Raw genomic sequence first — 20,912 nt, 5'->3', positions numbered from 1 at the left:
CGGCTAAACCGGCATCCCTGCCGGTTTACCCCCCAAATCCCTGTCGAATTCCGGCCAGCGTGGTTTAACGGGGCGCCTAAGATCAAAAGCCAGATCAAGATCACAAGCAGATCAAGATCAAGAGCGGCTCGCTTCGCATCGTAGTTTCCGTGGAGCCCTTACCCACATATGTCGGCGCTGCATTAAACCCGCCGCGCAAACGTATCGCTATGACTGCCCGACACCTTGCGGCAATGCACCAGCGCATCGCGAATCATGAAGTTCACCAAGGTCGGAGACACCCCAAGCTCCTTGGCGATGTCTTTTTGCGGCACGCCATGCAAGCGGTACATCTCGAACGCGTAGCGGGTGCGCTGGGGCAGTTGCGTCAGGGCGTCGGCGATGTTTTCCAGGGTGTTGAAATTGATGTGCGAGGTTTCCGGTGAAGCGCCGTGAATAACCACATTCAAGCCTTCCTCTTCGGTCCCGGAGTATTTGAGCTCCAGGGCCTGCTTGCGGTAATGATCGATCGCCAGGTTGCGCACGATCTGAAACAGATAACTCAGTTGGGCCTTGAACGATGAGGTGATGGTCGGCGCCGACTGCAGCCGGAAGTAGGCGTCCTGCACCACGTCTTCGGCGCGTGAGCGGCACCCGGTGATACGGGCCGCGATCTTCACCAGAATCAGTCGATTGTCGACGAACGCCTGGAGAAGGGGTGAATCGCACCTGCCTGTGGATACTGGTTCCGTCATGGAAATCACCTTGCTGCGAATAGGTTAGGGGAGGGCATCCCTGCTGAGGCCTCCTACATATCGGGCAACAAATTATGCTTAATGATAATGATTGTCAAATGAGAAGACGAACTAATCTTATGCCTTGGGCAAAGGTGTGAACCACGTCTCGCTCCCCCCCGGCGACTAATTATTTGAAGGCTCCGTCCGTTCTCATGGGTGACAGGTTCGTTAGTACAACGGCCAAGGACCAGCACCCGCAGGAGGACCAGATGGGTTTTTATCGTGCATTCAGCGTGTTTCAGTTCGGAGTCCTCGCGGGATGAGTACGTCCCTGCGGCTGCGCCTGTTTTGCCTGCCCCACTCAGGCGCCAGCGCCTCGGTCTACGCTCGCTGGCGCCGGGTGCTGCCGGACTGGCTGCAAGTGTGCCCGCTGGAATTGCCGGGACGCGGCATGCGCATGGACGAGCCATTGCAGCGCGATATCAAGGCCTTGGCCGCGCAGCTTGCTGAAGAAATCAGCCGTGATCTGGATGGCCCCTATGCCTTGTTCGGCCACAGCCTTGGCGGGCTGTTGGCGTTTGAATTGGCTCACGCTTTGAGCGCGCGCAATCTGCCTGCGCCCCTGGCGTTGTTCGCGTCCGGCACGGCGGGCCCGGCGCGTCGTGATGTGAGTGAGTACGCCGTCGAAAAGACCGATGCCCAACTGATTGCCCGCCTGCGCGAATTGCAGGGCACCGCCGAAGAAGCCCTGGCCAACCCCGAGCTGATGCAACTGATGTTGCCGATCCTGCGCGCCGATTTTCTGCTGTGCGGCAGTTTCACCTATGGCGAGCGCCAGCCCCTGGCGCTGCCGATCCATGTGTTCGGTGGCAAGCAAGACAGCGTGCGTGCCGACCAGTTGCTCGACTGGCAACTCGACGCTGCCAGTGGGTTTTCCCTGGACATGTTTGACGGCCATCACTTCTTCCTCGTGCAGCACGAAAGCGCCGTGCTGCGCTGCGTGCGTCGCTATGCCGACGAGCACTTGGCGCGCTGGCGCATTGGCGCGGCGCGGCAGCTCGTCGCCGGCTGAACCCCACCGACTTCCCGAATTTCCCGTAAGCCGATTTCAGGCAGGAACCCCATGATGGACGCCTTCGAACTCCCCCGCACCCTGGTCCAGTCCCTTCAACAGCGTGCTGCGCAGACGCCGGACCAGGTGGCGTTGCGCTTCCTCGCCGAGAGCGCCGAGCACAGTGTGGTGCTCAGTTATCGCGACCTCGACCAACGCGCCCGCACCATCGCCGCTGCCCTGCAGGCCAACGCTGGCCTGGGCGAGCGTGCGGTGTTGCTGTTCCCCAGTGGCCCGGACTATGTGGCGGCGTTCTTTGGTTGCCTGTACGCCGGGGTGATCGCGGTGCCGGCGTATCCGCCGGAATCCACGCGTCGTCATCATCAGGAGCGCCTGCTGTCGATCATCAGCGATGCCGAGCCGCGCCTGCTGTTGACCATTGCCAGCCTCAGCGAGGGCCTGGCGCAGATTGAAAATGCGCCGCCGGTATTGAGCGTCGACACCCTGGAGGCGCAGCAGGCCGACCAGTGGGTCGAGCCCGACCTCAAGGCCGACGACATCGCGTTCTTGCAATACACCTCCGGCTCCACCGCATTGCCCAAGGGCGTGCAGGTCAGCCACGGCAATCTGGTGGCCAACGAAGTGCTGATCCGCCGTGGTTTTGGCATCGACCTCAACCCCGACGACGTGATCGTCAGCTGGTTGCCGCTGTACCACGACATGGGCCTGATCGGCGGCCTGCTGCAACCGATCTTCAGCGGCGTGCCCTGCGTGTTGATGTCGCCGGCCTACTTCCTTGGCCGACCTTTGCGCTGGCTGGAGGCGATCAGCGAATACGGCGGCACCATCAGTGGTGGGCCGGATTTCGCCTACCGCCTGTGCAGCGAACGGGTCAGTGAGTCGGCCCTGGAGCGCCTGGATTTGAGCCGCTGGCGCGTGGCCTATTCGGGTTCCGAACCGATCCGCCTCGACACCTTGGAACGCTTCGCGGAAAAATTCGCGGCCTGTGGTTTCACCCCGAATAATTTCTTCGCCTCCTACGGCCTGGCCGAAGCCACCCTGTTTGTCGCCGGCGGCACCCGTGGCCATGGCATTCCCGCCCTGCGCCTGGACGAACAGGCGCTGGCCGCAAACCGTGCCGAACCGGGGCAGGGCCCTGCGATCATGAGTTGCGGCACCAGCCAGCCGGACCACGCCGTGCTGATTGCCGACCCGCACACCCTCACCGAACTGCCCGACCAGTGCGTCGGCGAACTCTGGGCCACGGGCCCGAGCATCGCCCACGGCTACTGGCGCAACCCGCAAGCCAGCGCCAAGACCTTCGTCCAGCATGCTGGCCGCACCTGGTTGCGCACCGGTGACCTGGGTTTTATCCGCGACGGTGAGGTGTACATCACCGGGCGCCTGAAAGACCTGCTGATCGTGCGCGGCCACAACCTTTACCCCCAGGACATCGAACAGACCATCGAGCGCGAAGTGGAAGTGGTGCGCAAGGGCCGAGTCGCCGCGTTTGCGGTCAATGACCAGGGCCTGGAAGGCATCGGCATCGCCGCGGAAATCAGCCGCAGCGTGCAGAAAATCCTGCCGCCCGAAGCGCTGATCAAAGCGATCCGCCAAGCCGTGGCCGAGGCCTGCCAGCAAGCTCCGAGCGTGGTGGTGCTGCTCAACCCCGGCGCTTTGCCGAAGACCTCCAGCGGTAAAGTGCAGCGTGCGGCCTGTGCGATTCGGCATGCCGATGGCAGCCTCGACAGCTACGCGCAGTTCCCCGGGCAGCAGGGGCAGGCGAGCGAAGTGGCGCTGGAATCGGACCTGCAACAGCGGATCGCGGCGATCTGGTGCGAGCAACTGCAACTGGCCCAGGTGGCGGGCGACGACCACTTTTTCCTGCTGGGGGGCAACTCCATCACCGCGACCCAAGTGGTCGCCCGCCTGCGCGAAAGCCTGGGGCTGGAGCTGAACCTGCGCCTGTTGTTCGAAGCGCCGACACTCGCGGCCTTTGCTGCGGCTGTGGCGCAACTGCAACAGGACGGCGGCGTGGCCCAAGGCGCAATGCACGCCTTATCGCGTCAAGAAGACCTGCCCCAATCCCTGGCACAGAACCGCCTGTGGATCACCTGGCAATTGGACCCTCACAGCAGCGCCTACACCATTCCAGGCGCCTTGCACCTGCGCGGCGAGCTGGATGAAGACGCACTGCGCCACAGCTTCCAGCAACTGATCCAGCGTCACGAAGCCCTGCGCACGCGCTTCTACGAGCGCGATGGTCAGGCGTTTCAGCGTGTCGAGGCTACGGCGGATTTCGAACTGCCGGTCATCGACCTCAGCGACTTGCCAAACGCCGTGCGCGAAGCCCGTGCGCAACAGGTTCGCGAAGACCAGGCGCGCAGCCCGTTCGACCTGGAAACAGGCCCGTTGCTGCGGGTTACCCTGGTGCGCCTGGGCGATGAAGAGCACCAACTGCTGGTGACGCTGCACCACATCATTGCTGACGGTTGGTCGCTGAATATCCTGATCGACGAGTTCTCGCGCCTGTACGCCGCTGCCGCCCAAGGCCAGTCCCTGGAGTTGCCGCCGCTGGCCTTGCAATACGCTGACTACGGCAGCTGGCAGCGCCAATGGTTGGCCGAAGGCGAGGGCCAGCGACAGCTGACGTACTGGACAGCGCAGTTGGGTGACGAGCATCCGGCCCTGAACCTGGCCACCGATCACCCGCGTGCCGCCCAGCATCGGCACAGCGCCTCGCGCCATCGCCAGCGCCTGGATGCGCGCCTCAGTGCGGCGATTCGCCAGACCGCCCAGGCCCACGACTCAACATCGTTCATGCTGTTGTTGGCGACGTTCCAGACCTTGCTCTATCGCTACAGTGGCCAGCGCGATATCCGTATCGGCGTGCCCAATGCCAACCGCCCACGCCATGAAACCCAGGGCCTGATCGGCTTCTTTATCAACACCCTGGTGCTGCGCGCCGAGCTGGACGGGCGCCTGCCGTTCAACCAGCTGTTGGCCGCCACTCGCGAGACCACATTGTCCGCCCAGGCCCATCAAGACCTGCCCTTTGAACAACTGCTGGAAGCCTTCCCCCACGCCCGCGAACAGGGCCTGTTCCAGGTCATGTTCAACCACCAGCAGCGCGACCTCAGCGCCTTGCGCCGCCTGCCGGGCCTGCTGGCCGATGAGTTGCCCTGGCACAGCCGCGAAGCCAAGTTCGACCTGCAACTGCACAGCGAAGAAGACCGCAACGGGCGCTTGAGCCTGTCGTTCGACTACGCCGACGAGCTGTTCGATTGCGCGACCATCCAGCGTCTGGCCGAGCACTTTATCCATCTACTTCAAGCTGTGTGCGCGCAACCACAACACGCCATCGGCGACCTGCCGTTGATGCAGGCTGACGAACAGCAACCCTGGAGCGAAGCCCCCTGCGCGCCGGCCCGGCACTGGCTGCCCCAACTGCTCAACCAACAAACGTCGGACGCCACCGCATTGGTCTGGCAGGACGGCAGCCTGACCTTCGCCCAACTGCACACCCAGGCCAACCGCCTGGCCCATTACCTGCGCGACAAAGGCGTCGGCCCGGACGTGTGCGTGGCCATCGCCGCCGAGCGTTCGCCGCAACTGCTGATCGGCCTGCTCGCCATCATCAAGGCCGGTGGCGCCTACGTGCCGCTGGACCCGGATTACCCCGCCGAGCGCCTGGCCTACATGCTCAAGGACAGCGGCGTGCAACTGCTGCTCACCCAGACCGCGTTGCTGCCCCAACTGCCCAGCGCCGAAGGCGTATGCGTGATTGCCATGGACAGCCTGCATCTGGACAGCTGGCCGACCCAGGCGCCAGGCTTGCACCTGCACGGCGATAACCTCGCCTACGTGATTTACACCTCCGGTTCCACCGGCCAACCCAAAGGCGTGGGCAACACCCACGGCGCCCTGGCCGAGCGTTTGCAGTGGATGCAGGCCACCTATCAACTGAACGAAACCGATGTGCTGATGCAAAAGGCGCCAATCAGTTTCGACGTGTCGGTGTGGGAATGCTTCTGGCCACTGATTACCGGCTGCCGCCTGGTATTGGCCGGGCCGGGCGAACATCGCGACCCGCACCGCATCGCGCAGCTTGTGCAGGAACATGGGGTGACCACGCTGCACTTCGTGCCACCGTTGTTACAGCTGTTTATCGATGAACCCCTGGCAGCCGAATGCACCAGCCTGCGTCGCCTGTTCTCCGGTGGCGAAGCCTTGCCCGCCGAGTTGCGTAACCGTGTACTGGCGCGCTTGCCCGCGGTGCAATTGCACAACCGCTATGGCCCGACCGAAACCGCGATCAACGTCACCCACTGGCAGTGCGCCGCCTCGGATGGCGAGCGCTCGCCGATTGGCCGGCCATTGGGCAATGTGATCTGCCGCGTACTGGACGAGCAACTCAACCCGCTACCGGCCGGTGTGCCGGGCGAATTGTGCATCGGCGGTATCGGCCTGGCGCGGGGTTACCTGGGCCGTGCCGGGCTGACGGCCGAACGTTTTGTCGCCGACCCGCTGGGCGCGGCGGGCACCCGCTTGTATCGCACCGGTGACCGTGCGCGCTGGAACGCCGATGGTGTGCTCGAATACCTCGGACGCCTCGATCAGCAGGTCAAACTGCGCGGTTTCCGGGTAGAGCCGGAAGAAATCGAAGCGCGCCTGCTGGCCCAGGCAGGCATCGCCCAGGCCGTGGTGCTGGTGCGTGATGCCCAGTTGATCGGCTACTACACCGCCGACGCCGAACTGGATGAGCAAAGGGTCAAAATCGCCCTGGCTGCCGAGTTGCCGGAGTACATGGTGCCCGCGCTGCTGATGCGCCTGGACGCCATGCCCCTGAGCCCCAGCGGCAAGCTCGACCGGCGTGCCTTGCCAGAGCCGGTATGGCAAACCCGCGAACACGTCGAACCGCATACACCTTTGCAACTGCACATCGCCGCGATCTGGCGCGAGGTGCTTGGCCTGCCACGCATCGGCCTGCGCGATGACTTTTTCGCACTCGGCGGGCACTCGTTGCTGGCCACGCAAATCATCTCCCGCACCGGCCAGGCCTGTGACGTCGAACTGCCGCTGCGCACCCTGTTCGAAGCCAGCGAGCTGGGTGATTTCGCCGAGCAGGTCGGGCTGATCCAGGCGGCGGGCCAGCGCAACCAACAGACGGCCATCGCCAAAGTCGACCGCAGCCAGCCGGTCCCCTTGTCCTATTCCCAGCAGCGCATGTGGTTCCTCTGGCAGATGGAACCGGACAGCCCGGCCTACAACGTCGGCGGCATGGCGCGCCTGCGCGGCGTGCTGGATGTGGGACGTTTCGAGGCCGCCTTGCAGGCCTTGATCATGCGTCACGAAACCCTGCGCACTACCTTCCCAAGTGTCGATGGTGTGGCCTGTCAAAAGGTCTCGGCGCAAACCAATGTGCGCATGGATTGGCAGGATTTCTCCGCGCTGAATGAGCCGCAGCGCCAGCAGCGTTTGCAGCAACTGGCCGATGTCGAGGCGCACACGCCGTTCAACCTGGAAACCGGGCCGCTGTTGCGCGCCTGCCTGGTCAAGGCCGGCGAGCAGGAACACTACCTGGTGCTGACCCTGCACCATATCGTCACCGAAGGCTGGGCCATGGACATCTTTGCCCGTGAACTCAGCGCCTTGTATGAAGCCTTTATCGACGAGCGCGACTCACCGCTGCCAGCGTTGCCGGTGCAGTACCTCGATTACAGCGTATGGCAACGCCAGTGGATGGAAGCCGGTGAGCGCCAGCGTCAGCTGGACTACTGGACCGCCCAACTGGGCAACGAACATCCGTTGCTGGAATTGCCCGGCGACCGTCCACGGCCACCCGTGCAAAGCCACCGGGGCGAGCTGTACCGCTTTGATTTGAGCGATGAGCTGGCCGCCCGCGTGCGAGCCTTCAACGCCCAGCACGGCCTCACGCTGTTCATGACCATGACCGCGACCCTGGCGGTGTTGCTCTACCGCTACAGCGGCCAGACCGACCTGCGCATCGGCGCGCCAGTGGCCAACCGTATCCGTCCGGAAAGCGAAGGCTTGATTGGCGCGTTCCTCAATACCCAGGTGCTGCGTTGCCAGCTCACTGGGCAGATGCGGGTCAGCGAGCTGTTCGAGCAGGTGCGCCATACTGTGATCGAGGGCCAGTCCCACCAGGACCTGCCGTTCGACCATCTGGTGGAAGCCCTGCAACCGCCGCGCAGCGCGGCGTACAACCCGTTGTTCCAGGTGATGTGCAACGTGCAGCGCTGGGAATTCCAGCAAAGCCGCCAACTGGCTGGCATGACCGTGGAGTACCTGGCCAACGATGCGCGGGCGACCAAGTTCGACCTCAACCTGGAAGTCACCGACCTCGACCATCGCCTGGGTTGCTGCCTGACCTACAGCACCGACCTGTTCGACGAGCCGCGCATTGCACGCATGGCCGCGCATTGGTGCAACCTGCTCGAAGCGTTGATCGCCGATCCTCACCAGCGCCTCAGCGAATTGCCGTTGCTGAGCGCAGATGAACAACGCGCCTTGCAAGACAGCCTGGGGGTGGGGAAGGGCGAGCATCGCCTCGACCAGTGCATCCATCAACTGTTCAGCCAGCAGGCCAGCCAGCGGCCGGAGTCCCCGGCGCTGACCTTTGCCGGTGTGACCCTCTCGTATGCGCAACTGGATGAGCGCGCCAACCGCCTGGCCTGGATGCTGCGCGAGCGTGGCGTGGGCCCGCAGGTGCGCGTGGGCCTGGCGCTGCCGCGTTCGCTGGAAATGGTCATCGGTTTGCTGGCGATCCTCAAGGCCGGCGGTGCCTATGTGCCGCTGGACCCCGAATACCCGCTGGATCGCTTGCATTACATGATCGAAGACAGTGGCATCGGCCTGCTGCTCAGTGATGCGGCCCTGTTCGAAGCCCTGGGTGAATTGCCGGCGACGGTGGCGTGCTGGTGCCTGGAGGATGACTCGCCGGTGCTGGCCAATTACCCCGCCGAGGCGCTGCCGCTGGTGAGCCTGGCGCAACACCAGGCGTACCTCATCTACACCTCGGGTTCCACGGGCAAGCCCAAAGGTGTGGTGGTGTCCCACGGTGAGATCGCCATGCATTGCCAGGCAGTGATCGAGCGGTTTGACATGCGCCCGGATGACTGCGAACTGCACTTTTACTCGATCAACTTCGACGCTGCCACCGAACGTTTGCTGGTGCCGCTGCTGTGCGGGGCGCGGGTGGTATTGCGCGCCCAGGGCCAGTGGGATGCCGAAGAGATCTGCGCGCTGATCCGTACCCATCGCATCAATGTGCTCGGTTTCACCCCCAGCTACGGCAGCCAGTTGGCGCAGTGGCTGGCGACCCAGCAACAGACACTGCCGGTGCGCATGTGCATCACCGGTGGCGAAGCCTTGACCGGCGAACACCTGCAACGCATCCGTGCGGCGTTTACGCCCCAGCTGTTCTTCAACGCCTACGGCCCCACCGAAACCGTGGTGATGCCCCTGGCCAGCCTGGCGCCCGAGCAGTTGGAGGAGGGCGCTGGCAGTGTGCCGATCGGTAGCATCGTCGGCGCGCGCGTGGCCTACATTCTCGACGCCGACCTGGCGCTGGTGCCCCAGGGCGCCAGCGGTGAGCTGTACATCGGTGGCGCCGGCCTGGCCCAGGGTTACCACCAGCGGCCGGGGATGACGGCGGAGCGCTTTGTCGCAGACCCGTTTGCTGGCAAGGGTGGGCGCCTGTACCGCACCGGCGACCTGGTACGCCAACGCGCCGATGGCCTGGTGGAGTACCTGGGGCGCATCGACCATCAGGTGAAGATCCGCGGTTTTCGCATCGAACTGGGCGAAATCGAAACGCGCTTGCTCGAACATGACGCTGTGCGCGAAGCGGTGGTACTGGCACTGGAGGCGCCGAGTGGCAAGCAACTGGTGGCGTACCTGGTCAGCGATGCCGAGCACGCCGCCTTGCGCGACGCGTTGAAGGCGCACCTCAAGGCGCAACTGCCGGACTACATGGTGCCCGCGCATCTGATCGTGCTGCAGAGCATGCCGCTGACCGCCAACGGCAAGCTCGACCGCCGTGCCTTGCCTGAGCCGGACCCAGAGGCCAATCGCCAAGCCTACGTCGCGCCGCGCAGCGAGCTGGAACACAGCCTGGCCGCCATCTGGTGCGCGGTGCTGAACGTGGAGCAAGTCGGCCTCGACGATAACTTCTTTGAACTGGGCGGCGACTCGATCCTGTCGATCCAGGTGGTGAGCCGGGCGCGCCAGGCCGGGATTCATTTCAGCCCCCGTGACCTGTTCCAGCACCAGACCGTACAGAGCCTGGCTGCCGTGGCGACTCGCTCGGAGCTCATTATCGCCGAGCAAGGATTGCTGACCGGCCCCTCGGGCCTCACGCCGATCCAGCACTGGTTCTTCGACACCGACATCCCGGCGCGCCAGCACTGGAACCAGGCATTGGTGCTCAAGCCACTGCAACTGCTCGATGCCCATCGCCTGGAGCAAGCGCTGCTGGCGGTGCTGGAACACCACGACGCGCTGCGCTTGAGCTTTACCCCGCGCGATGCGCAATGGCATGCCGAACATATGGGCGTGCCGGAAGGCAGCGTGCTGCTGCAGGCGCAGGTGCGCGACATGCAGGCGTGCACGGCGTTGTTCACCGACACCCAGCGCAGCCTCGACCTGGCACAGGGGCCGCTGCTGCGCGCCTTGCTGGTGGACGGGCCGCAAGGTCAGCAGCGCTTGCTGATCGCCATCCATCACCTGGTGGTGGACGGCGTGTCGTGGCGCGTCCTGCTGGAAGACCTGCAAAACGTTTATCGCCAACTCAGTGACGGCCAGTCCGTCAGCCTGCCGGCCAAAACCAGCGCGCTGCGCGATTGGGCTGCGCGCTTGCAAGCCTATGCCCACAGTGAGTCCTTGCGCGAAGAGTTGAGCCTGTGGCAAGCGCAACTAGCTGGCCCCACCGTGGCCTTGGCAGTACAGCGCCCCCAAGGCGCACGACGCCATAGCGATGCCGAAACGGTCAGCGTGCGCCTGGATGCCGAGCGCACCCGGCAGTTGCTGCAACAGGCGCCGAGTGCCTATCGCACCCAGGTCAACGACCTGTTGCTGACCGCCCTGGCCCGCGTACTGTGCCGCTGGAGCGGGCAGGCCTCGGCACTGATCCAGCTGGAAGGCCATGGCCGCGAAACCTTGTTCGATGACATCGACCTGACCCGCAGCGTGGGCTGGTTCACCAGTGCCTATCCGTTGCGTCTGACGCCGCAGGCCGAGCAAGGCGACTCGATCAAGGCGATCAAGGAGCAACTGCGTGGCGTGCCGCATAAAGGTTTGGGGTATGGCGTGCTGCGTTACCTGGCCGATGACCTGTGCAAACAGAGCATGGCCGCATTGCCGAGCGCGCAGATTACCTTCAACTACCTGGGCCAGTTCGACCAGAGCTTTGGCACTGACGCGCTGTTCCATCCGCTGGAGGAATCCGCCGGTCAGGCCCATGACCCGGATGCGCCGTTGCCCAACGAACTGAGCATCGACAGCCAGGTGTATGGCGGCGAGCTAGTGCTACGCTGGACCTTCAGCCGTGAGCGGTATGATCAGCAGGTGATTGGCGATCTGGCCGAAGCTTACCTGGCTGAATTGCACAGCCTGATCGCCCATTGCCTGCAGGACGATGCCGGCGGCCTCACGCCGTCCGACTTCCCCCTGGCGCGCCTGAGCCAGGTGCAACTGGACGCCTTGCCGGTCCCGGCCAGCGCCATCGAAGACGTCTACCCGCTGACCCCGATGCAGGAGGGCTTGCTGCTGCACACGCTGCTGGAGCCCGGCACCGGCCTGTATTACATGCAGGACCGCTATCGCATCAACAGCGCCCTGGACCCGGAGCGTTTTGCCCAGGCCTGGCAAGCGGTGATCGCCCGCCACGAAGCCTTGCGTGCCTCGTTCTGCTGGAACGTCGGCGAAGACATGCTGCAAGTGATCCACAAGCCCGGCAGCACGCCGATTGAGTACCTGGACTGGAGCACCGACCCGCAGGATGAGCAGGAGCCGCGTCTGCAAGCCTTGCTCAAGGCCGAGCGCGAAGCCGGCTTTGACCTGCTCAATCAAGCACCTTTCCACTTGCGCCTGATCCGCGTGGCCGAGGCGCGCTACTGGTTCATGATGAGCAACCACCACATCCTGATCGATGCCTGGTGCCGTTCGCTGCTGATGAATGACTTCTTCGATATCTACACAGCCCTGGGCGAAGGCCGCGATGCGCAACTGGCAGCGCCGCCGCGCTACCGCGACTACATTGCCTGGCTGCAACGCCAGGACCTCAACGAAGCGCGCCAGTGGTGGCAGCAAAACTTGCAAGGCTTCGAGCGCGCCACGCCGATCCCGAGCGACCGCCCGTTCCTGCGCGAACACGCTGGTGGCAGCGGCGGCATGGTGGTGGGCGACTGCTACACCCGCCTGGATGCCCGCGACGGTGCGCAACTGCGCGAACTGGCCCAGGCGCATCAGCTTACCGTCAACACCTTCGCCCAGGCGGCGTGGGCCCTGGTGCTGCGGCGTTTGAGTGGTGATCGCGATGTGTTGTTCGGCGTCACCGTGGCCGGGCGCCCGGTGGACATGCCCGAGATGCAACGTACCGTCGGCCTGTTTATCAACAGCATCGCGTTGCGGGTAAAACTGCCCGAGGACGGCCAGCGCTGCAGCGTGCGCCAGTGGTTGAGCGCCTTGCTCGACAGCAATATGCAATTGCGCGAGTACGAATACCTGCCGCTGGTGACGATCCAGGAGCATAGCGAACTGCCCAAGGGCCAGCCGCTGTTCGACAGCCTTTTTGTGTTCGAGAACGCGCCAGTGGAAGTCTCGGTGCTGGACCGTGCGCAAAGCCTGAACGCCACCTCGGATTCTGGCCGTACCCACACCAACTTCCCGCTGACGGCGGTGTGCTATCCAGGCGATGACCTCGGTTTGCACCTGTCCTACGACCAGCGTTATTTCGATGAAAGCACCGTGCAAGGCATGCTCGCTGAATTCAAGCGCCTGTTGCTGGCGCTGGTGCAGGGCTTCCATGGTGACATGGACGAGCTGGCGCTGATGGGTGAGCAGGAACGTGAATTCCTCGTGGAAGGCTGTAACCAGAGCGCACATGCCTACCCGCTGGAACGCAGCTATATCGAGTTGTTCGAGGCGCAGGTCGCGCAGCATCCGCAGCGTATCGCCGCCAGTTGTCTTGACCAGCAATGGAGCTACGAGGATCTGAATCGCCGCAGCAATGGCCTCGGCCACGCGCTGATTGCGGCGGGTGTCGGCCTGGACCAACCGGTGGCGTTGTTGGCTGAACGTGGGCTGGATTTGCTCGGTATGATCATCGGCAGCTTCAAGGCCGGCGCCGGCTATCTGCCGTTGGACCCGGGCCTGCCGGGCCAGCGCCTGAGCCGCATCATCGACCTGAGCCGCACGCCGTTGCTGGTGTGCACCGAGGCGTGCCGTGAACAGGCCATCGAGTTGCTCGAAGGTGTCGATTGCCAGTTGCTGGTGTGGGAGGAAATTCCCGCCCGTGGTGAAAACCCAAGTGTCTACAGTGGCCCGGACAACCTTGCTTACGTGATCTACACCTCAGGCTCCACCGGCTTGCCCAAGGGTGTGATGGTGGAACAGCGCGGCATGCTCAACAACCAATTGAGCAAGGTACCGTACCTGAACCTGAGCGATGCCGATGTGATCGCCCAGACCGCGTCGCAAAGCTTCGATATTTCTGTGTGGCAGTTCCTCGCCGCGCCGCTGTTTGGCGCGCGTGTGGACATTGTGCCCAATACCATCGCCCATGATCCGCAAGGGTTGTTGGCCCACGTTCAAGCACAGGGCATCACCGTGCTGGAGAGTGTGCCGTCGCTGATCCAGGGCATGTTGGCCCAGGAGCGTATCCGCCTCGACGGCCTGCGCTGGATGTTGCCGACCGGGGAGGCCATGCCACCTGAGCTGGCCCATCAGTGGCTGCTGCGTTACCCGCAAATTGGCCTGGTGAATGCCTACGGCCCGGCGGAATGCTCCGATGATGTGGCGTTCTTCCGCGTCGATCTGGCGTCGACCCGTGGCACTTACCTGCCGATTGGTACGCCGACCGACAACAACCGTTTGTACCTGCTCGATGGCGCATTGGAACTGGTGCCCCAAGGCGCCGTGGGCGAGTTGTGCGTCGCTGGCACCGGTGTCGGTCGCGGCTACGTCAGCGATCCGCTGCGTACTGCCCAGGTCTTTGTGCCCAACCCATTTGGCGCGCCCGGCGAGCGGCTCTACCGTACCGGCGATCTGGCGCGGCGCCGCAGCGACGGCGTGTTGGAGTACGTCGGTCGGATCGACCATCAAGTGAAGATTCGCGGCTACCGCATTGAACTGGGTGAAATCGAAGCGCGCCTGCACGAACAACCTGACATCCGCGACGCGGCGGTCGGGGTTCAGGAGGGCGTCAATGGTAAGCATCTGGTTGGCTACCTGGTGGCGGCCGATGCAACATTGAACACTGGCGAGCGCCTGGAGCGCATCAAGCAACGCCTGCGTGCCGAACTGCCCGAATACATGGTGCCGCTGCATTGGCTATGGCTTGACCGCCTGCCCCTGAATGCCAACGGTAAACTCGACCGCAAGGCCCTGCCGGCCCTGGAGATTGGTCAGTTGCACAGCCAGGACTATGTGACGCCTCGCACTGAACTGGAAGCCACGTTGGCGGCTATCTGGGCTGAGGTGCTGAGGGTCGAACGGGTCGGGGTGCGGGACAACTTCTTCGAACTGGGCGGGCACTCGCTGCTGGCTACGCAGATCGCTTCACGGGTGCAGAAAACGTTGCAGCGCGACGTGCCGCTGCGGGCGATGTTCGAGTGCAGCACGGTGGCGGAGCTGGCGGAGTATATCGACGGGTTGGCGGCCAATGAGATCAGTGCGGAGAAGGTGGATCGGTTGAGTGATTTGATGGCTGAACTGGAGGGGTTCTAAGGCGCAAAGGGCGCTGTCCATTGGTCGGGCAGCGCGGTTTTTTCAGCGCGAACTGTCAATTCTGACAGTAGGAAAAAAGGCGTTTTTTCGATGTGATAGCGCGGTGTCGATCAGGACTTACACCTGTACCTCGGCATTTCCTGCCAATTGAAAAAGGACCTCTCCCCATGCCCAAATTATTGCTGGATCTGCCCGAGCCAACGCTAGTTGAGGCTGAAAATGGCCGTGTCGATTCACTCACTCTGATAGACGGAGGCAATGTCAGCGCCTGCTACGACGACATGCAGGCAACTGACCGTATCACGCTGAATTGGCCACTGGCTGGCAGCGCTTATCCGCCGATACCACCCCAGAATGGCAGCGACGCAGGCTGTATCAACATTTATATCCCTGCCGAATACATAGCACTATGGTTGGACAATTACGTGTTGTTCACTTACACCGTTACCCGAAACGGGGATGATCAAACGTCCTTACAAGGTCAAGTATGGATCAGCCTGCCCTCGAACCTGCCTCAGGTGCAAATTCTCAAAGCAACCGATGGCAAACTGGATCTTTCTTTGTTGTGCTGTAAAGATCCGATTCTTTACCTTCCACCCTGGGTATTTGCCGACACAATCCAGACGGTCGAGTGCTATATAGGCGGTATCTATCCCGATGGGTCCAAGGCCAGACTCTACCCATTCAAGGATGAACCGGTTACCGACGAAGACATACGCCTGGGCTGGCGTCGAGCAATCCCTCGGGAGTTGTTCCAACAACTTAAACATGACAGCGAACTGTTTATTTTGGCCTCCGTGCGCTTCAGCCGGGCTACTCCCTATAGATCGTTCCCCTCTCTACTGTTGACATTGCTCACCGAACCTCACCTGGAACTGTCGCCACCTGACCTCAAGGAAGCAGTACACACCGAGTTCGACGGTTGGGTGATCAATCCCATAAACACGGTTGACGGTGCGCATATCACTGTGGGGTATGAGGGCATGTGCAGCGGTGACACGGTATGCCCGAAGTTTTTCGGGACGCCGGGGCCTGGAACGCCGGTGCTGGAGTGCCGCCAACCGGATGAAGGTGAAACCAGCCTGGTATTTGCGGTACCGCCTTCTGCGATTCGCGCCAACTTTAAGCAAACCATTACCTTGATGTACGACGTCACGCGCTGCGATGGCAGCCAATGGCCGTCACCCGAACGCAGGGTAAAAGTGCTGGGTATAACGGGGTTGCCGAAGTCGGATATTGAACAGTCCACGGGTAATAGGCTGGACCTCAATACTTTTCGCGGCGACGCAACGGGCGTGGTGCCCATTTGGAGTTATGCCATTGAGCAGGACTGCTGCTGGATGTGGGTGACCGGTACGCTTGAGGATGGTAGCGACTATTGTTTTTATGTGTTGGAAGGCGTGCCGCTTGAAGCCGCCTGGTTACACGATGGGGTCGATACACCGATCTCCCGGGCCAAGTTGCAAAAGCTGGAGGATTGTAAAGAGTTTGAACTGCATTTTGCGGTGAACTTCGACGGTCAGTGTGCGTGGGAGACTGCCGTCGAGTTCCCAGTTCGGACTTTCAGCATCGAGCAAGAGGCTTTGACACTACCCCCTCCAAGGGTGTGCCAAGCGGTGGATGATCAACTGACCATCTGGAATGGGCGGAACGGTGTGACGGTGCGGGTGGAGTATGAGCGGATTAGCTCCCTTCATACGATCGGGGTGAAGTGGGTCAAACCGGACGGTACGAGCCTGCCGTTGGAATCAAAACCGGGCAACAGCGATCCGGGCTATGTGGATTTCGCGATCCCGCGTGAAGCGGTGATCCAGGGTGCAGGTAAAACCATCCTGATCCATTACATAGTGACCAGTACTTGTAAGCTGGCGCCGTCGAAGACGCTTGCGTTGAAGATCAGTGTGCCGACCCGGTTGCCGACACCCGTTGTGCCAGAGGCTACGTCACCTGCTGCCCAAGGTGGGGTCCTGGATCTACGGACGTTCCCCGCAGATGCACATATAGCCGTCAATGACGAAAACTTCGATAGGGCTTGGTGGTTCGCGCTGGAAGGACAGAAAGGCTGGTTGGAATGTACCGGCACTAAGGAGGACGGTTCTTCACACACCGTTCACGTGATGACGGATGAGTTGATTACGCTGTCTGATGTGAACAACGGCCTGAAGCGTGTGTTAGCGCGTTCCGATCTGGAAGGGTTTCGCGATAAGACACCTTTGACCATTGTCTTCAAGGTGAACACTGATGGCAGTACCAGTGTGTCTGATGCGATCGAGTTTCCGGCACTGCTATTGACGCTACGCAAACGATTCAGCGATATAACTGATTTTGACCCTAGTAAAAAAGGCTGGAATGGATGGCAAAAAGGAGCGGGTGCCGCAGACCCCAGGGACATGGTTCCAAAACAAGTGGGCGGTCAACATTATTTGTTTGATTGGGGTTATACCAACACTCGAGACTTGGCTACTCAGAGAGAGAAGTTGTTCAAAGTATTCAGCGACCTGGAGATTGGCCGTACCTACACGTTCAGTGTCGACGTTCGTGATAACAGTGGCGCGCGTCCGTTGCCGATAATTGCTCTAGTCGCTTCGGGAAAAGAAATTGTCACCCCGACGCTATTGGATACACGGATCTGGAGAACGTTAAAAGGTGTGTTTACTCCGTCATCGTCTGTAGTAAGGCTCAGTATTGATAATGTGCAATTGGGGATGGGGGGTAATGATTTTGATGTGACATTGCTGGTTGTTGAGGAAGTTTAATCGGGGCCATGACGAGAATGCCTGCGTTAACACAGGCATTCTTGTTCACGAACTTAGGGCTGATTACTTCGGCCCAAGAATCTTCACCAACTTCTCCGGCGACGGCGCCCCTTGCTGCTGCTGCAACCCCCCCTTGTCATCCAGATAGAAAATCGCCGGCGTCGCCGACAACTCCAGTTCATCCATCAGCTTCATATTGGCATCAAGCTTGGCCTCAACCTCGGCCGGGATCTTTTCCAGCGCCTTGAGCTTGCTGCCCTTGCCGGCGGCTTCGTGTTCTTGCAGGGCTTTTTGCGGGTCTTTGGCGGCGAGCAGGGCGGCGGATTTGCCTGGGCTGTCTTCGCGGATGATGCCGACCATGATGTGGCGCAACTGCACCTTGCCGGCCTTCACCCACGGGCGGGCCTGTTCCCAGAACATGTTGCAGTACGGGCAGTTGGGGTCGCTGAACAGGTAGACGGTGCGCGGGGCGTTTTTATCGCCGTCCTGGATCCAGCTGCTGTTTTCCATCTTGGCCCAGACTTCCTTTGCCATCGGCGCGTACACCAGTTTTTCCAGGGGCGCGGTGCTCAGGTCATTGCCTTGGGCGTCGTACAGGTTGCCGGCGATCACATGCTTGCCGTCGGCGGTCAGGTACAGGGCCATGCCACGGTTCTGGTACTGGGCGGCGTAGCCGGTGAGGCCACTGGGCGCATCGAATTTGCCGATGATCTTGGCACCCTTGGCTTCGATCTGTTTGATCGGGGCCGGCAGGTCTTCGGCCTGGGCCAGCGTAGCGGCTAGCGTCAAAGGCAGCAGGGTCAGCAGGTGGCGGAGGCGAGGCATGTCGGTTTCCTTGTCGTGGTGTTGTCGAAGGGTTCCATGGCACGAGCCAGGCTGGCTTCGGAGAGTTCGCCCAGGTGGCTGTTGATCAGGCGCCCATCGGCTTGGTAGAACAGCGTAGTCGGCAAGGCCATGGAACCCACGGCCTGGCCGAGGCGGCCGCTGGCGTCGAACAGCACGTTGTCCAGGGTCAGGCCCTGGGTGGCCAGGTAGGTGCTGACGCTTTGCATGCTTTCGGCCTGGTTGACGAACAGGAAGGTCACGTCGGGGCGCATGCGCTGGGCGTTTTCCAGTACGGGCATTTCGCGCCGGCACGGCGGGCACCAGGTGGCCCAGAGGTTGATCACCAACGGGCCGCCTTGATAATCCGCCAGTTGCACCACCTCGCCATTGGCATTGCGCAGGGTGATATCCGGCAGGCGTGTGCCTTTTTCGTACAGGCTCAGGGACAGGCTGGTCATGCCCCAGAACAACAGGCCGGTGATCACCCCGGCGCTGAGCGGCTTGCGAAGGGTCGGGCGACGCCAGCCGTACGCCAGCGCGCCGAGGATCAGCGCGATGATCCCGGGCCAGGCGAGAAAGCCGCCGTCACGCAGGTCGACCATTTTCACCCAGTCGTTGCTGTAATAACTCCAGTACATCAGCACAAAGCTGACCCGGGCGGCGAGCAGGCCCAGCAGAAACAGGCTGAACAGCACCGACTCCGGGTTTTCGCCGCCGCGCTTGGCCACGCGCCAGCCCACCAGGGTGGCGAGAATCAGCGCGCTGATCAGCAGCAGGTGATTCAGGGCGATGGCGAAGGTGCCGATGGTAAGGGTCAGCATCAGAGAGCGTCCCGCGTCTGGGTCCAGCGTTGCAGGAAGGCGGCGGCGTCTACTTCCCCGGTGATGCGTTGGGCGCGGCGTTCTTCACCGTCCGGGCCGATCCACACGAAGCTCGGTGGCCCTGGCACTTTGTAGCGGCCCAGCAGCTCGCGGCTGGCGGCGTTGTCGGCGGTGACGTCCAGGCGTAACAGGCGCACGTCTCTGAGCGCGTCCATCACCTCGGGTTTGCCGAACACCTGTTTCTCCATGATCTTGCACGACACGCACCAGTCGGCGTAGTAGTCCAGCAGCACCCATTGGCCCTGGGCCTTGGCGCTGTCGAGCTGGCTTTGCAGCACGGCCGGGTCGTTGATCGTGGTGAAGGCATCGTGGGCGCTCGGTGCACCGGCGACCTTTGAGCCGCTGTAGACCTTCAAGGGTTGCCACAGCTCATCGCTGCCACCGGCCGCCCCCACCACCAGCACCGCGCCCCACAGACCCAGCACCAGGGAACCAGCTCCGAATACCTTGGCCGCCAGGCCGGACTCACGGGCCAGCGCCCAGCCACAGTACGCCATCACCAGCGCCAAGGCGCCCCACAGGCCGATCCACAGGCTGTCGCCGACCACCGGGCGAATCATCAGCACCGCGGTGCCCAGGAACAGGAAGCCGAAGATGCCCTTGAGCACGTTCATCCAGGTGCCCGGCTTGGGCAGGAAGCGGTTGCCCACAGTGACCAACAGCAACAACGGAATGCCGATACCGATGCCCATGGCGAACAGGATCAGGCCGCCGTGCAGCGCATTGCCGCTTTGAGCGATATACAACAGGGCGCCGGCCAGGGGCGCGGTCATGCACGGCCCCACCAGCAGGCCGGACAATGCGCCGAGCACACCGGCACCCACCAGGCTGCCACCGCTTTGCTGGCGGCTGACGTTATCGAGGCGGTCGCGCAGGAAGGCGGGCAGTTGCAGTTCAAAGAAGCCGAACATCGGCAGGGCGAGCAGCACGAACAACGCGGCAAAGCTGCCAAGGATCCACGGGGTTTGCAGCAACGCCGCCAGGTTGGCGCCGAGCAACGCGGCCATCACCCCCAGGGCGGCATACACCAGCGCCATGCACACCACGTAACTGCCGGCCAGGGCAAAGCCACGGCGCGGGCTGGCGCCACTGCCCACCACCAGGCCGGCGAGGATCGGCAGCATCGGCAACGAGCAGGGCGCAAACGCCAACAGCAGGCCCAGGCCGAAGAACACCAGCAGGCTCCACCCCAGGCTGCGCTGTTGCAGGCCGCTGGCCAGGCTTTGGTCCTGGGCTTGCGCGGTCGCGGCGACGGCCGGGTTGCCGCCCAGGTCCACGGTGATCGACTGCGGCGGATAGCACAGACCCGCATCGGCGCAGCCCTGCCAGCCGAGCTTGACCTGGCCGGTGGTGCCGGCGGGGATCTTCACTTCCAGGCCCTGGCGATAGACTTGCTGCTCGCCAAAGAACTCGTCGCTATGGGCTTCACCCTCGGGCAGCACGGGTTTTTCGGCCAGGCCGTCGAACTTCATGCGTTGCTGGTAAAGGTAATAACCGTCGGCAATCTGCCAAAACAGCTGGGTTTCGCCGCTCTCAAGACGTTCGGAGGTAAAGGCGAAGGCTTTGCCCACCGGGAGGAAGTCGGGTTTGGTTTCGAAGGGGCTGCCCGGCGCTGCCTGGGCGAATCCCGCGAACAACACCAGCAGAAAGGTAAACAGATGCCGCATGGTCAAGCCTTAGTTCGATGCAAGTGAGGCACACAATGTGTGGCGTT

General features: G+C 62.5%; 7 protein-coding genes. 3 read left to right on the top strand and 4 right to left on the bottom strand.

All coding sequences use genetic code 11. The features are described 5' to 3' along the window. Positions 1-182: 182 nt before the first annotated feature. A complete protein-coding gene (locus BOP96_RS15675) occupies positions 183-734 on the bottom strand; it encodes an RNA polymerase factor sigma-70 (protein WP_014719314.1) in 552 nt (183 codons plus the stop codon). 301 nt (positions 735-1,035) lie between these two features. On the opposite strand from BOP96_RS15675, the gene BOP96_RS15670 reads away from it, so the two are divergent. The 3 genes from BOP96_RS15670 to BOP96_RS15660 all read left to right on the top strand — a co-directional run bounded on the left by BOP96_RS15670 (position 1,036) and on the right by BOP96_RS15660 (position 17,492). After that, entirely contained in the window at positions 1,036-1,788 is a 753-nt protein-coding gene (locus BOP96_RS15670; protein WP_073453255.1) for a thioesterase II family protein, read from the top strand. A 51-nt stretch (positions 1,789-1,839) separates the two neighbouring features. Further along, a complete protein-coding gene (locus BOP96_RS15665; protein WP_073453253.1) occupies positions 1,840-14,736 on the top strand; it encodes a non-ribosomal peptide synthetase in 12,897 nt (4,298 codons plus the stop codon). A 167-nt stretch (positions 14,737-14,903) separates the two neighbouring features. After that, a complete protein-coding gene (locus BOP96_RS15660) occupies positions 14,904-17,492 on the top strand; it encodes a hypothetical protein (RefSeq protein WP_073453251.1) in 2,589 nt (862 codons plus the stop codon). Positions 17,493-17,555: 63 nt separating this feature from the next. Here the strand turns inward: BOP96_RS15660 and dsbG are convergent, their stop codons facing one another. From dsbG to dsbD, 3 genes are read right to left on the bottom strand one after another with little or no spacing between them, the layout of a single operon-like run. Then, entirely contained in the window at positions 17,556-18,317 is a 762-nt protein-coding gene (gene dsbG, locus BOP96_RS15655) for a thiol:disulfide interchange protein DsbG (protein ID WP_014719310.1), read from the bottom strand. After that, positions 18,293-19,138: a TlpA family protein disulfide reductase gene (locus BOP96_RS15650; protein WP_073453250.1), complete on the bottom strand. Its 846-nt coding sequence runs from the start codon at positions 19,136-19,138 to the stop codon at positions 18,293-18,295. Before BOP96_RS15650 ends, dsbG begins: the two co-directional genes overlap by 25 nt. Next, on the bottom strand, positions 19,138-20,865 hold the full coding sequence (dsbD, locus tag BOP96_RS15645; protein WP_073453248.1) for a protein-disulfide reductase DsbD: 1,728 nt from the start codon (positions 20,863-20,865) through the stop codon (positions 19,138-19,140). The genes BOP96_RS15650 and dsbD overlap by 1 nt, the downstream gene beginning before the upstream one ends. Between the last annotated feature and the right edge of the window lie 47 nt (positions 20,866-20,912).

Source organism: Pseudomonas sp. FSL W5-0203 (assembly GCF_001896155.1).
GTDB lineage: Bacteria > Pseudomonadota > Gammaproteobacteria > Pseudomonadales > Pseudomonadaceae > Aquipseudomonas > Aquipseudomonas paracarnis.
This window is presented reverse-complemented; position numbering and strand designations above follow the sequence as displayed.